16 protein-coding genes are annotated in these 12,599 nt (G+C 60.7%); 4 read left to right on the top strand and 12 right to left on the bottom strand.

What is annotated here, in order from left to right; all coding sequences use genetic code 11:
• Window positions 1-102 precede the first annotated feature (102 nt).
• On the top strand, window positions 103-465 hold the full coding sequence (locus GIW48_RS19130; RefSeq protein ID WP_017136876.1) for an NUDIX hydrolase: 363 nt from the start codon (window positions 103-105) through the stop codon (window positions 463-465).
• Here GIW48_RS19130 and GIW48_RS19125 read toward each other — a convergent pair.
• From GIW48_RS19125 to GIW48_RS19105, 5 genes are all read right to left on the bottom strand, one after another.
• Entirely contained in the window at window positions 451-1,164 is a 714-nt protein-coding gene (locus GIW48_RS19125) for a transporter substrate-binding domain-containing protein (RefSeq protein WP_099547788.1), read from the bottom strand. The two genes, GIW48_RS19130 and GIW48_RS19125, sit on opposite strands and share 15 nt — an antisense overlap.
• Window positions 1,165-1,388: 224 nt before the next feature.
• Complete coding sequence (locus tag GIW48_RS19120) at window positions 1,389-1,883, bottom strand: periplasmic heavy metal sensor (protein WP_017136878.1); 495 nt, start codon at window positions 1,881-1,883, stop codon at window positions 1,389-1,391.
• Window positions 1,880-2,311 (bottom strand): hypothetical protein, encoded by a 432-nt coding sequence (locus GIW48_RS19115; protein WP_099547787.1) that lies wholly within the window; start codon window positions 2,309-2,311, stop codon window positions 1,880-1,882. The genes GIW48_RS19120 and GIW48_RS19115 overlap by 4 nt, the downstream gene beginning before the upstream one ends.
• Entirely contained in the window at window positions 2,308-2,886 is a 579-nt protein-coding gene (locus tag GIW48_RS19110) for an RNA polymerase sigma factor (protein ID WP_017136880.1), read from the bottom strand. Before GIW48_RS19110 ends, GIW48_RS19115 begins: the two co-directional genes overlap by 4 nt.
• A gap of 33 nt (window positions 2,887-2,919) precedes the next feature.
• The gene (locus tag GIW48_RS19105; RefSeq protein ID WP_017136881.1) at window positions 2,920-3,231 is read right to left on the bottom strand and encodes a YXWGXW repeat-containing protein; all 312 of its coding nucleotides are present in this window, start codon (window positions 3,229-3,231) and stop codon (window positions 2,920-2,922) included.
• A gap of 217 nt (window positions 3,232-3,448) precedes the next feature.
• Between GIW48_RS19105 and GIW48_RS19100 the strand changes: the two genes are divergently transcribed.
• Window positions 3,449-3,589, top strand: coding sequence for a hypothetical protein (locus GIW48_RS19100; protein WP_017136882.1), 141 nt, complete (start codon window positions 3,449-3,451; stop codon window positions 3,587-3,589).
• Here the strand turns inward: GIW48_RS19100 and GIW48_RS19095 are convergent.
• Window positions 3,586-3,834, bottom strand: a complete 249-nt coding sequence (locus GIW48_RS19095) for a DUF1652 domain-containing protein (RefSeq protein ID WP_017136883.1) — start codon at window positions 3,832-3,834, stop codon at window positions 3,586-3,588. The two genes, GIW48_RS19100 and GIW48_RS19095, sit on opposite strands and share 4 nt — an antisense overlap.
• Before the next feature lie 246 nt (window positions 3,835-4,080).
• Between GIW48_RS19095 and GIW48_RS19090 the strand changes: the two genes are divergently transcribed.
• Window positions 4,081-5,025, top strand: coding sequence for a sensor domain-containing diguanylate cyclase (locus GIW48_RS19090; protein ID WP_017136884.1), 945 nt, complete (start codon window positions 4,081-4,083; stop codon window positions 5,023-5,025).
• A 291-nt stretch (window positions 5,026-5,316) separates the two neighbouring features.
• On the opposite strand, the gene GIW48_RS19085 is transcribed toward GIW48_RS19090, so the two are convergent.
• The 6 genes from GIW48_RS19085 to GIW48_RS19060 all read right to left on the bottom strand — a co-directional run bounded on the left by GIW48_RS19085 (window position 5,317) and on the right by GIW48_RS19060 (window position 10,991).
• Window positions 5,317-5,574 (bottom strand): hypothetical protein, encoded by a 258-nt coding sequence (locus tag GIW48_RS19085; RefSeq protein WP_017136885.1) that lies wholly within the window; start codon window positions 5,572-5,574, stop codon window positions 5,317-5,319.
• Window positions 5,575-5,577: 3 nt separating this feature from the next.
• Window positions 5,578-6,024 (bottom strand): GNAT family N-acetyltransferase, encoded by a 447-nt coding sequence (locus GIW48_RS19080; RefSeq protein ID WP_017136886.1) that lies wholly within the window; start codon window positions 6,022-6,024, stop codon window positions 5,578-5,580.
• Window positions 6,025-6,107: 83 nt separating this feature from the next.
• Window positions 6,108-7,016, bottom strand: coding sequence for a helix-turn-helix transcriptional regulator (locus tag GIW48_RS19075; protein ID WP_017136887.1), 909 nt, complete (start codon window positions 7,014-7,016; stop codon window positions 6,108-6,110).
• Window positions 7,017-7,052: 36 nt separating this feature from the next.
• The gene (locus GIW48_RS19070; protein ID WP_017136888.1) at window positions 7,053-7,748 is read right to left on the bottom strand and encodes a fumarylacetoacetate hydrolase family protein; all 696 of its coding nucleotides are present in this window, start codon (window positions 7,746-7,748) and stop codon (window positions 7,053-7,055) included.
• 107 nt (window positions 7,749-7,855) lie between these two features.
• The gene (locus tag GIW48_RS19065) at window positions 7,856-8,185 is read right to left on the bottom strand and encodes a hypothetical protein (protein ID WP_026013691.1); all 330 of its coding nucleotides are present in this window, start codon (window positions 8,183-8,185) and stop codon (window positions 7,856-7,858) included.
• 313 nt (window positions 8,186-8,498) lie between these two features.
• The gene (locus GIW48_RS19060; RefSeq protein ID WP_236461411.1) at window positions 8,499-10,991 is read right to left on the bottom strand and encodes a TonB-dependent siderophore receptor; all 2,493 of its coding nucleotides are present in this window, start codon (window positions 10,989-10,991) and stop codon (window positions 8,499-8,501) included.
• Between the two features lie 256 nt (window positions 10,992-11,247).
• On the opposite strand from GIW48_RS19060, the gene GIW48_RS19055 reads away from it, so the two are divergent.
• The coding region (locus tag GIW48_RS19055) for a DUF6531 domain-containing protein (RefSeq protein ID WP_236461409.1) at window positions 11,248-12,599 on the top strand (1,352 nt) is incomplete at its 3' end.

Raw genomic sequence — 12,599 nt, 5'->3', positions numbered from 1 at the left:
AGGGGGCAGTATCCACATCACCGCTGGTGCATGCCAGCCTGAATCAGCATGACAATTGCATTACACTTTCATGACAGCCATTGGGCCAGGCAGGTGTAGACATTGAAAATCCGTGCAACCGTAATTTGTGAACACCAGGGGCATATCCTCTTCGTGCGCAAGGCCCGCTCGAAATGGGCCTTGCCGGGCGGCAAGGTCGAGCGTGACGAGCGCCCGGTCGGCGCCGCCGCACGCGAGCTGGAAGAAGAAACCGGGTTGAATGTGGATGGTTTGTTGTACTTGCAGGAGCTGAAGGCCCGCGACACCGTGCACCACGTGTTCGAGGCCTCGGTGGTGAACATCAGCGAGGCGCGCCCTTGCAACGAGATCATTGACTGCCGGTGGCACGCTTACGGCGCCATGGACGAACTGGACACCACCGACGCCACCCGCCACATCGTCAAGTCCTTCCTACGACGCCTGTAAGTCCGCACTCTGCCCGCTGTCCAGCAAACCGCGCTTGACTCCACCCTTGGCTTTCTGCCGTTCGACAAAGGATTTGACGAACGCGGCAGCGGCTGCATGCGCCACTGGAACGGCCATGGCCTGGTGAATGGTCATGAAGTTATCGTCAAGCAGGCGCCAGTGCGCAGACACACGGGTTTGCAGAAAATCCCGCACCCCCGCCGCCGCATCCAGGCCTTGCTCGATAAACCAGTCCACCGCCGCCGCAGAAGTGGGCGCACGCACCAGTTCGGCGTGCTGCACGGTTCGGCTCAGGTACAGGTCGTAGGCCGCGCCCTGTCCCACGGCGATACGCTTGCCCGGCGCATCCAGTTGCGCCACCTGGGTCAGCGCCGAATCAGCCGCCACCAGGTACGTGCCCTTGATCGCCACATACGGTGCGCTGAAGGCGATTTGCTGCTCACGCACCGGCTCGATCGCCAGGAACGCCACGCGCCACGCGTCTTCGGCCAAGGCGGCAAAGACCTTGCCGGCGGCGTCAAAGGTGATCAGCTCCAGGCTGGCGCCCAGCTCCTCGGCCAGCGCGCGTGCGAGTGCCACCGACACACCCTGCGGCTCGCCGTCGGCGCCGCGCTGCGCCAGCACCGGGTTACCAAGGTTAATAGCGGCGCGCAGTACGCCATCCGGGGCCAACTGTTGCAGTACTTGCGGGTCAATCATCGAGCGCTCCTTGACGGGTCCGTTGCACAGTCTAACGGATCACAAACGGCAATACGCCGCCGTGCTCAAGGTACCCAAGCGCTTGCAGCGAGTCGAGACGCAAGGCCAACACGCTCGTGGCAATACTCCGTCGGCGCGCTCGATACGCAGGCAGCGATGCGGCGACCCGACAAGCCAGCTCCCACACTTGGATCGCATTGCATCAGCTGGATGTGAGCAACCGCTCAGGAACGCGGTCTAGTCCCCGCCACCTGCGGCAGTTTCTCGCGGTTTTTGGCCTGCCCACGCTGGTACAGCGCCTCGACCAGTTTTTGCCGTTCATCCTGGGGCAAATTGCTCGCAAACTGCGCCAGCGTCGCGTCCACCAATGCCCGGAGCGCCGCATCTGCCTCGCGGGCCTTGGCCAGTTCAGTGACCAGCGCATCGCGATCCAGCGTCGGCGCTTCGAGCTGCTTGATCACCCCCAGGCGTGCTTCGCGACCGGCCATGATCAGCGGCTGGCTGTCGGCGCGGTTGTGGCGCAACAACTGGCGCAATTCCTTGCGCCGCTCCATCGGCAACTTGATCATCGCCTGGCGCAGACCGTGCTGGTTGACCACCGCTTCTGCGGGCTTGGCGGTAGCCATCCAGTGATAGAGGCCGCCGCCCACGCCACCGATCAAAAACACATTGAGTAATACCGAGAAAACCAGCCAGGGTTTAAGGGAAGTTGGGGTCATTGCTCGGTTTCCTCGGCGTTGACGGTGAAGACGACATCGGCGTCGCCCTGATCGAAGACGCTGGGCAGCACGTCGGATGACAGCATCGGCAACGGCACACTCAGTGACGCCACCAGTACCCCGGCGGCGATGCCGGCAATGCCCACGCCCACCAACCCGGCAGGCGACAGCCAGTTGGCATAGCGTGCCCAGAACGACGGCCGTCGCGGTGCAGACTCGCGAATCTGTCGTGCAAGCGCCGGTTCGTTGAACACCAACTGATGGCTGTCCAACTGGGCGTCGAGCCAACCGACCTCGCGCAACGCCTCGCGCGCGCGTGGGTTGCCGCTGTCGAGCAGTGCCTGGGCGGCGGCTTGTTCGGCGCTGGGCCAGCGATGCAGGCTGGCGCCGTAGGCGTCAGCCAAGTGCGCAAAGCGTTCAGGTGTCATGGTTTTCCCCTTCCTGGGCGGGCGAGCCCGGGTGTGTCGGCAAGTTGGCTGCGCAACTGGCGTCGGGCCCGCGACAGCAGGCTCTCCAGTGCCTCGACGCTGATGTTCATCAGGGCCGCGGCGTCGATGTTCGACAGCTCCTGGTAGTACTGCAGCACAATGGCTTCACGCTGGCGCTCGGGCAAGGCCGCCAGGGCGGCGGCCATCCTTGCACTGCGGTCCGCCGTTTCCAACTGTTCATCTGGCGAGGGTGCGCTGTCTGCCAGTTCCAGCGCTTCATCCTCGTTCAACGGGCGTTCCTTGCGCCGGCGCAAGCGGTCATGGCACAGGTTGAGCGCCACGCGGTGCAGCCAAGTGTCAAAACGCGCTTCGCCGGGGCGCCAGTTGGCAGCCTGGCGCCAGATGCGCAGGAAGCTTTCCTGGGCCACGTCCTTGGCTTCGTCGGCATCCCCCAGCAGCCGCCCGGCAAGCGCAAGCAGGCGCGGCAGCTTGCGCGTCACCATTTCGTTGACGGCCGCAGGTTCGTTGTTGCCGATACGTGCCAGTAGCTCAACGTCCGGATCAGTGTCTTTCAATCAGGTAATACTCGGTCCGGGGGCTAAGAGGTTTCAGCGAATCCAGTGCCCTTTGCGCCAGTACCAGTTGGGGCCACGGGATTCCCAGTGCCCAGGCTCCCAGCGTGCGTTACGCACTACTTCCTGCCAGTGGCCCGGCACCCAGGCATACGCGCCACGTTCCCATTGCCAGTGGCCACGGTCCCAGACAAAGCCCGGGCGCTCAGCCGGGATCACTTCAACGCGTTCGGCCGGTGGGGCCTGGCGAATGATCACTTCGGTCTGGGCAAAGGTCGGGGTGCTGACAAGCGCGGCGAAGGCCAGCGGGACCAACAAGGCATAGCGCAATTTGGCCAGAGGGTTCATGGCAACTCCTTCATACGGCGGACGAAAATGTTCGCATCTGATGGGTTGAACGCTGGGCACAGGAAAATCCGTCGCGAGAACGGTGAATTGTTTCTCGACGATGGGAGTATTGCTCAAGGGAAGAAAACGCTGGATGAAATGTTTGAAAGCATCGCGACGGATTTGTGCAGGTGGTGGCGTTCAACAGGTAACGCAAAACACACAATGAGGAAATATCATGCCCCGTCGACTCTCTATGCTGGTTGCCGCCCTGTTGATCGTCAGCCTCAGCGGCTGCGTAATCCTGCCGGAGCATCGGCATTGCTGCTGGCGCTACTATGGCGCTGACACCGCCCCCACCAGCAGCGTCAACAGTTAACCGACTGCCGCAAAGCCACGCCGCCCGGCCTTGATCTCGGTGCGCAGTTCGCCAATAAGGTTTGAGATGGAACGGATGCTGTCCAGGCCTTGGGGCGAGACCCGGGTCAACAGCAGATCGACGCGACCCGACGCTGGCTCGAACACCCTGATGCGCAGCGAGCCGTCGCTGTTGAGGCTGCAATCACAGGCCAGCGGCAGGAAGCCCGCGGCCATGATCTTATTGAGTTCGTCGAGCGCAATCATGCTGAGCCCCCATCCCTGGGTTCGACCCTGTGGGTGTGATGCAACCAGCATAGATAAGGTTTTGCCTGCTACTGAACAATTAATTCAAAAGTGATAGCTGTGCCACATTTCGCCCTGTAAACGCTGGTGCACTGGCGCCAGAAACCCAACACACGACCTCTCGTCTGCTGCTTTGGCAAGGGCTTGACTCACAACCTGTATCAAAAGACGCTCTTGGCTTTTCGCCATCACCCTGAGCCGCCCGCCATGAGCATCGTTCCCCCGAGCCAGCCCGACAGCGACGTGTACAAAACCCTGCTGGAGTCGACCAAGGCCATCCCTTGGCGCATCGACTGGCAGAGCATGACCTTCAGCTACATCGGCCCGCAGATCGAAACGCTGCTGGGCTGGAGCCCGCAAAGCTGGGTGAGCGTGGATGATTGGGTCGAACGCATGCACCCGGACGACCGTGAATACGTGGTGAACTTTTGCGTGTCGCAATCGCGTGCCGGCGTGGACCACGAAGCCGACTACCGCGCACTGACGGCCAACGGCGAGTATGTGTGGATCCGCGATGTGGTGCATGTGGTGCGCAAGGACGGCGAAGTCGAAGCCTTGATCGGCTTTATGTTCGATATCAGCGAGCGCAAGAAGACCGAAGAGCACTTGATCCGCCTGCAAAAACAACTGGAGGAATACTCCTTCCAGGACGGCCTCACCGGCATCGCCAACCGCCGCATGTTCGACACCGTGCTCGAACGCGAATGGGCCAGTGCCCTGCGCAGCCAATTGCCGCTGTCGTTGATTATTCTGGATATAGACTTTTTCAAGCAGTACAACGACCACTACGGCCATATCAAGGGCGATGAAGCCTTGCGCCAGGTGGCCCGCACTTTGTCGCAGGCGGCCAACCGGCCACGGGATTTTATTGCGCGTATCGGCGGCGAGGAATTTGTGTGGTTGCTGCCCGAAACCGACGCAGCCTCAGCAAGGCAAGTGGCGCAGCGCTGCCTGCACTTGATTTGCCAGCAGCAGATCGAACACGCCGTTTCGCCGGTTTCCAAGTTGCTGAGCCTGAGCCTGGGGGTGGGCACGCATACCGTGACGCCCAACAGCGACCTGCTGGCGTTCGTCGAGTCGGTCGACAAGTTGCTGTATCAGGCCAAACGCAATGGACGCATGCGTGCAGAGTTCGCTGATAGTGAAGTGTGATGCCGAGGTCAAACTCCAGGCAAAAAAAATCCCAAGTAGCTGATGGAAACTTGGGATTTAAAAATGCATAAACCGTGGGAGGTGAACGCCCGGCTATAGTAACGATTGTCAAAACCTGCAACAAGATTATTTTATTCCTTTCGTCGGATTAAAAGCCGCGTAAGTCATTCAATAACCACATGATTTTTAAGGTAGCCAAGTCAACAAGTGCCACTTTTTGGTGCAATAAACCGATATAGCCCTTATCACTTAGTGGCTATATATCCATTGTTCAAATAGGGTTATTGCTTATCACGGCGCGGCACTCTCGCTGTAACGCTTTCTGAGTTGCTTACAGGCCTCAAGCGATTCCAGACTGGTAGTCGAAGTGGCACGGGCCACACTTTCAAGATGTTGGCACAGCGCCAAGCGTTCGGCGGCCTCTTCCCGTTCCAGGTCAACCTGAGCATTGAAGCGCATAAACAAGATGCCGAGCAGCACCGCGGCGCACGCAACCCCGATCGTCGCATAGCGAAGGCCGTTGGTGGACGGGGGTTCTGCCGGGTTCATGATTTAAGGTGCCCTGCTCTTTTCATACCGCACATCATCGCCCTCGACCCGGCCCACCTGCGTCCAGCCCAGCCGTTGGTAAAACCCGTTGGCGCGGATTTCACCGCGCCCGTCGGTGATCAGGTACAGCGTCGGGTGGTGCTCAAACAGTGCGGCTTCAGCCACCGCCATCAGTTGGCGGCCCAAACCCCGGCCTTCGTAGGCGGGCAATACGAACATCGCAAATACCTCGCCGCTGTCAAAGTTGACCATCGAAAAAGCCGCCGGCTGGCCCTCCACTTCTGCCAGCCACACGCACGGCGCTTCACGGATGCTGTCCGCCAGCACCTGTGGCGTAATGCCCAGATCCGCCATCTGCTCACGGCTCAAGTGGTTCTGCACCACGGCCGTGCGAATGGCGAACAACGTGTCGATATCCGCCAGCGTCGCCAGCCGAATAGGGTTTTGCATAGATGCCTCCTCCGTGGATGCACGCAATTGTATGTAAATAGAAACACACAGATTGTCGTGGATTTGTAAGAGAAGGCGCTCGACTACAGGGGTTTTGCCTGTTGTTGACGCCGAAACTGCCCCGGCGCCAGGCCATGGGCCTTGCGAAAGCAGCGGGAAAAGTACGCCTCGTCGGTAAACCCGCAACGCAGGGCAACTGCACCTATCAATTGCGCAGTGTTGAGCAATAAGGTGCGCGCCAATTGCATGCGGCGGTCGAGCACCCACTGAGAAAAGGGTTTGCCGGTTTCTTTGCGCAGCAAATGGGTGAGGTAGTTGGGTGACAGGAACGCAGCGGCCGCAGCGTCAGTAAGATTGAGGCCCGGCTCGTGCAGATGCTCGCGGATATAGCCGTGCACCCGTGCCAAGGCGTCTTTGCGTCCGCGTCGGGTGGTGTTATTGGCGGCAAACGCCTGCAAGGGTTCGGCGTACTGCTGGCAAACCAGGCCGATCAGTTGGAACAAGTAGCCCTTCAAGCGCTCACGTGCGCCGAAAGTGCGCTGGGCGTCCAGGGTGCGCATATGGCCGAGCCAGATGTGCACTTGTTCAAAGTCGGCGTCGTCAAGGATGAAGTCCAGGTGCTCCTGAAAACGGAACGGTGACAGCTCCGGCGCCTGGCTGATGGGGATGTCTTCCAGGTCCAGCGGGTCGCAGGTCAACTGCGGCAGGAAGAACGCCTGGCTGAAGTTGATCAGCATGAACTCGCCGTCTTGCGGGTGGGGAATCACATGCAGGCGATGGGGCAGGATAAACGCCATGGCTTTGTGCGGGAACGGACGCACCGCGCCGCCGATATGTTGCACGGTGTCGCCGCCCAGGTTGATCTGGATCTGGAAGTATTCATGCCGGTGCGGGCTGGTCAGCGCCGCCCGCCCGCGCTTGTCGCGGATATAGAAGTCGGGGCGGTCGCTGCGTTGTTCCATGCCATAGGTGGTGACGCGGGTGCCTGGCATAACAGTCTCTCGAATGGCCTGGGCACCACTTTAGCCTCAACCCTGGCTGAGGGTGAAACTCAACTCGCCGATGCCCTCGATGCCAGCGGTAACCGCATCCCCACGCTGCAACGCGCCGACGCCTGCCGGGGTGCCGGTAAAGATCAGGTCACCGGCCTTGAGTGCTACGGATTTTGAGGCGTAGCTGATGATTTCACTCACCGACCAGATCAGGTCAGCCAAGTCGCCGACCTGGCGCTGCTGACCATTGACCTTGAGCCAGATCTTGCCGCTGGCCGGGTGCCCGATAACGCTCGCAGGTTGCAAGGCGGTGCTGGGCGCCGATTCATCGAACGACTTGCCCCAATCCCACGGACGCGCGAGCTTTTTCGCCTCGGCCTGCAGGTCGCGACGGGTCAAGTCGATACCGACGCCATATCCCCATACGTGAGACAAAGCGGCTTCAGGGCTGATATCCACCCCACCCTTGCCGATGGCCACCACCAGCTCCACCTCATGGTGCAGGTCGGCGGTCAGTGGCGGATAAGCGATCACGCCTTCGGCCGGCACCACCGCGTCCGCCGGTTTCATGAAGAAAAATGGCGGTTCGCGATCCGGGTCATGCCCCATTTCACGGGCGTGTTCACTGTAGTTGCGGCCCACGCAGAACACGCGGCGCAGCGGGAAACGTGCGTCGCTGCCCTGTACGGCCAGGGATGGGGTTGGCGCGGGGGGGAATACGTAATCAGTCATGGCCTGTGCCTCTTGGTTTACCTGGCGCCAGTATGGCCAGCAGCGCCAAGGCAAAGTTGGACAGGCTTACGCAGATTTTGCACTGACCGGTGCAAAACAGCCCTGGATCATTTACGCGCCACTTTGTAGCGCAGGCAGTCCTGGTAAAAACTCTGGCGGATGACGTCGGGCTTGAGCCGTGAGCGGCTGTCGTAGGTCTGCTCGGTGATGCCCATGGCCATCATGCGCATCCACGATTTGCTGAACTTGATGGTCTGGATCTTCTGCCGCGCGGCATACAGCGACACACCCGACAGCTTGAGTTCCTGTGCCCTGGCGGCGGTGCCTGCGCCCCAACTGCACATGTACTTGTCACCCTCGCGCAACTCTCGGGCCTGCACGCTCGCCGCGCCGCCAGCCAGGGAACAGGCGATCAGCATCATTCCAACAGTGCGCATTTGCATCCCCATCTAACCACCTGAAAATAAAAGTGATTTTGGCGGGGATTTTGTTACAAAGGGGCCATTAAATTGCCTTCCTGGGTAAACATTTACCTAATAAATGTTGGCAAAAACCTGTGGCGAGCGAGCTTGCTCGCGCTGGGGCGCGCAGCGGCCCCTTGACCGGATGACCGTGTACTTCAGGTGTACCCAAGTGTCAGGTTTTGGGGCTGCTGCGCAGCCCAGCGCGAGCAAGCTCGCTCGCCACAACAGCTCGCTTGCCACAAAAGCTCGCTCGCCACAAAAAACGGATCACCCTAAAGGGTGCCGATTACCACTGGTAAGTGGCACTCGCCTGCACGGTGCGCTGCGAGCCATACCAGCACCACGAATAGGAGTAGCACGAGGCCACGTATTCTTTGTTTGCCAGGTTGGTCGCGTTCAGCGCCAGGCGCAGGTTGTCTTTGGGGTTGGCGATATTCGGGATGTCGTAGTGCAGCGCCGCATCCATCAAAGTGTAGCCCGGTACCTTCAGGGTGTTGGCGGTATCGCCCCAGGACGAGCCCACATACCGCGCGCCGGCCCCCACGCCGAAGCCCTTGAGCAGGCCGTCGTGGAAGGTGTAGTCGGCCCACGCCGAGGCCGTATGGCGTGGCACGCCGTAGGTGGTGGTGCCCTCAACGGCAATCGCCGGCCCAGTGCCGACATCGCTGATCGGCGCGTAGCGAACGGTACTGTTGGATTTGCTCGCGCGGTTGTCCAGATAGGCGTAAGCCGCGGTAATGTTCAGGTTGTCGTTGAGGCTGGCCTTGCCTTCCAGTTCAAAGCCACGGGACTGTTGCTCGCCGTCCTGGATCTGGCAGCGGCCACTGCCGCACAGGTGCGTCGGGTCCGGATCCATGGTCGGCACGTTGGATTGGCGCAAGTCGAAAATCGCCGCCGTAATGAAGCTGTTGCTGCCTGGCGGCTGGTACTTGATGCCGATTTCATACTGTTTGCCTTCGGTCGGCTTGAACACCGAACCGCCGTAACCCGTGCCCGATTGCGGGTTGAACGACTCCGCGTAGCTGGCGTACGGCGCCAGGCCGTTATCGAACAGGTAGGCCAGGCCGACCCGCCCGGTAAACGCCTTGCTGTCCAGCGACGACTTGCTCTTGGTGCCGGAGCTGATGGTTTTGGTGGTGCTGTCGGTGCTGGCCCAGTCATAGCGACCACCCAGCAACAACACCCATTGGTCCCACTTCATTTGCTCTTGCAGGTAAACACCGGTCTGCTCGCTGCGCGAGGTCGCGTCGGTGATGAACGCGGGTGTGGTGACCGGCGCGCCGTAGGCCGGATCGAAGATATCCAGGTTCGGGCCACTGCCATAACCGGTCTTGGTGTCGGTGCGGGTGTTCTGGTAATCGAGCCCCATCAACAGCGTGTGCTGCAACGAACCAGTGTCGAATTTGGCCTGCACCTGGTTATCGAGGGTGTAGGCATCCATGTCCACATCGGCAGCGATGGTCGAGCGCTTGGAGGTGCGGTAGTCGCCCATCAGGTAGCTGTTATAGATGCTGCGATAGACGCCCTCGGCGCGCAGGTAACGGGCGTTCTGGCGCACCGTCCACACGTCGTTGAAGTGATGTTCGAAGGCATAGCCGAGGGAGTAATGCTCGCGGTCGCTTTTTTCGAAGTTCTTTTCACCGTCATAGAAGTCCACATCGATCTTGCGTCCCGTAGGGCTGCGCAGCACTGAGCCCCAGGCTGGCACCGACCCGTAGGACGCGCCCTTCGGGTCTTTCTGAAAATGCCCAAGCAAGGTCAGCGAGGTAGCATCGTCCGGGCGCCAGGTGAAGGCACTGGACAGCGACTGGCGGCGGGTTTCGGTGTGGTCGACCTGGCCATCGGCGTCATCGAACAACCCCGCCACGCGATAGGCATACACACCCTGATCATCAATCGGGCCGCTTAAATCAAAGGTAGTGCGCTTCTTGTTGAAGGTGCCGTATTCCACGCCGACTTCATGAAACGGCGTGTCCAGCGGGCGTTTGGTGACCATGTTGATCACCCCGCTTGGCGTGCCCTGCCCGTACAGCACCGAGGCCGGGCCGCGCAGCACTTCGACGCGCTCCAGGTCGAAGGCGTCTTTTTGCGGCAAGGCATCTCGGCTCGATGGCATACGCAGGCCGTCGAGGTAGGTTGCCGGGGCGAAGCCACGGATAGTCAGTTGGTCGAGGCGCGAAGCCGTGGCCCCACGGGTCTCCGGCACCACGGCGGCGCTGTAGCGCAGGATCTGGTTGAGGCTTTCGGCGTTTTGCGCACGCATCTGGTCCTTGGTGACCACCGAAATCGACTGCGGCGTCTCGATCAGCGCGGTATCGGTCTTGGTGCCCGACAGGCTGCGGGTGGCGACATAACCCGCCACCGGCCCAGTGGGGCTTTCGCTCTGGTAGGCGCCGCTGATGGTGGTGGCCTGCAACTGCATGGCGCCGCCATCGTTCGGGAACGCTTCGAGGCGATAGCGGTCGGCGGAGATCTTGATGGCCTGCAAGCCACTGCCGGCGAGCAATTGCGCCAATGCCACGTCGGTGTCGTATTGCCCGCTCACACCGTTGCTGTGCTTGCCGCGCGTCAAGCCTGCATCAAACGCCAGTACCAGCCCGGCCTGCTCGGCGAGACGATTGAGGGATTGGCTCAAATCACCCGCGGGAACCGAAAAACGGCGCAACGCGCTGCCGGTTTCTTCGGCAAACAATGGCTGGACGACGAACAACGGCACAGCGGCAAAAGCCATCGCCACCGACAGGGCCAGTGGGTGCAAGGGACGAGCAAGGCGCGACATGGGAAATCCTGCGTAATGGAGGTTCTATTAACCATGACGGCCATGTCGCCAAATCGGGCAAGGATGAGAGTAATTTTTATTTGCATGACTTTATTGCAATGAGCCGGTTCGCTTTTTTGCGTAGTCCTTCGGGATAGTTTTTCGCGGTTTTTACCCGTCCTGCGTCATCCCATTCTGATTTTTCCAACCATTCGTCCAGCGGCTTTTTCCTGCAGCAGACTCCGACGCCTTGCCATTTTTTGCCGAGACGTCACGGATGACCAACGCCGCCCACATCGCCTTTATCGAACATGAGCTCAACGGCTTTCATCGGAGCCTGGCGGAGTATCGCCAGCAGATGGACGCCTGGTATGCGCGGGCGTTGGATACGCTCAGCCATGCTGCCGACATGCCGTCGCTGTTGGGGATGGACCGTGTGCTGCGGGTTGGCGATGCGCAACAGTCCGTGAGTATTACTGACATGGGATTTTCCACCGTGGCCCTGTGCCCGGCGGGCGGCGAGCTTAAAATCCAGAGCTTGTTCGAATCAGTGTATGACGTGCCGATCGGCGATATCCCGGTGGAGGTTGTCGGGCTGGATGACGGCAGTTCCACGCTTGTCATGCTCGATGAACATGGCAAGGGTTCGCATTTTTGCGCCGCTGGTGGGCGCTATCAGGTGCGGGTGCAGGGCGGCGTTTCTGCGCAGCAAGTGGACGCGCTGTTTGCCTCTTACGCAGGGCTGACGGCCGACCTGGAGCACTGGCTGCGCGAGCAGTGGAAAGATTTCAAACCGTACTGGCAACAATCGACTGCCAGCGCGATTGGCAGCGGCGTGCTGGCGGGCAGTTGGGCGGCAATCCGCGATGTATGGGACAGCATCAAGCTGGTTCAGGCGATTCTTGAAGACCCGCTGAAATTCACTGAGCAACTCGGCGCCGAGGCCGCCAGGTTGGCGCAGTTGGCCACCGATGCGCCCAAGGTCATGGAACAGGCCATGTTACTGGCCAGCGATGAGGCCGCGCTGTACCTGATGCTGCGCACCGCGATGCTCTGGCTGGACGCACTGCCACCCGGCGAGATAGCCGAGACGGCGGCGGGCTTTGTAGTGTCGCTGCTGATTGATCTGGTGATCGGCGCAGTACTGACCATCGCGTTGCCGGCGGCGGGCGTGGCTTATCTCGGCTTGCGGCTGGCCAAGTATGGCGCGCGGATTTTGGATGCCGCTGTGGGTTTTGTCAGGAGCCTGCTCGGGATGCTGACCAAATTCATGCAGGCGGTGGACCGTTACAAGGCGGTGGCGGTTCGCGGAGTGGTTGGCGGGTTGAAGCAAGGCACGCTGCAGATGCGCTGGCGGGCGCGGCAAAACGCGGTGGTTAAGCAAAAAGAACACGTTGATGACGTGCCTGCTTCGGGCAAGAACCTGAATGGCGATGCGGCGGCTCCTGCGGACAAAACCGTTACCAACGGTTGCCCGGTGTCCATGGTTACCGGCGAGGAACTGCTGACCCTCACCGATGGCACGTTGGACGGGATTTTGCCGTTTGAGTGGACGCGGGTGTATCGCACCAGTGCGGTGGAAGTGGATTGCGGGTTGGGGTTTGGCTGGAGCCATTCGCTGGCGCAGCG

Origin of the sequence: Pseudomonas sp. PA-6-3C, assembly GCF_021605825.1 — a bacterium.
In the GTDB taxonomy this organism is placed as follows: Bacteria; Pseudomonadota; Gammaproteobacteria; order Pseudomonadales; family Pseudomonadaceae; genus Aquipseudomonas; species Aquipseudomonas edaphica.
Note: the sequence above shows the minus strand (reverse complement) of the source record. Positions and strands in the feature narration are given on the sequence as shown.

Excerpts from the sequence above, each read along its gene's own strand:
- GIW48_RS19090 (WP_017136884.1), top strand. The coding sequence starts at position 4,081 with ATGAGCATCGTTCCCCCGAGCCAGCCCGACAGCGACGTGTACAAAACC.
- GIW48_RS19115 (WP_099547787.1), bottom strand. The coding sequence starts at position 2,311 with ATGACACCTGAACGCTTTGCGCACTTGGCTGACGCCTACGGCGCCAGC.
- GIW48_RS19070 (WP_017136888.1), bottom strand. The coding sequence starts at position 7,748 with ATGACTGATTACGTATTCCCCCCCGCGCCAACCCCATCCCTGGCCGTA.
- GIW48_RS19095 (WP_017136883.1), bottom strand. The coding sequence starts at position 3,834 with ATGATTGCGCTCGACGAACTCAATAAGATCATGGCCGCGGGCTTCCTG.
- GIW48_RS19085 (WP_017136885.1), bottom strand. The coding sequence starts at position 5,574 with ATGAACCCGGCAGAACCCCCGTCCACCAACGGCCTTCGCTATGCGACG.
- GIW48_RS19100 (WP_017136882.1), top strand. The coding sequence starts at position 3,449 with ATGCCCCGTCGACTCTCTATGCTGGTTGCCGCCCTGTTGATCGTCAGC.
- GIW48_RS19120 (WP_017136878.1), bottom strand. The coding sequence starts at position 1,883 with ATGACCCCAACTTCCCTTAAACCCTGGCTGGTTTTCTCGGTATTACTC.
- GIW48_RS19060 (WP_236461411.1), bottom strand. The coding sequence starts at position 10,991 with ATGTCGCGCCTTGCTCGTCCCTTGCACCCACTGGCCCTGTCGGTGGCG.
- GIW48_RS19065 (WP_026013691.1), bottom strand. The coding sequence starts at position 8,185 with ATGCGCACTGTTGGAATGATGCTGATCGCCTGTTCCCTGGCTGGCGGC.
- GIW48_RS19075 (WP_017136887.1), bottom strand. The coding sequence starts at position 7,016 with ATGCCAGGCACCCGCGTCACCACCTATGGCATGGAACAACGCAGCGAC.
- GIW48_RS19080 (WP_017136886.1), bottom strand. The coding sequence starts at position 6,024 with ATGCAAAACCCTATTCGGCTGGCGACGCTGGCGGATATCGACACGTTG.
- GIW48_RS19105 (WP_017136881.1), bottom strand. The coding sequence starts at position 3,231 with ATGAACCCTCTGGCCAAATTGCGCTATGCCTTGTTGGTCCCGCTGGCC.
- GIW48_RS19125 (WP_099547788.1), bottom strand. The coding sequence starts at position 1,164 with ATGATTGACCCGCAAGTACTGCAACAGTTGGCCCCGGATGGCGTACTG.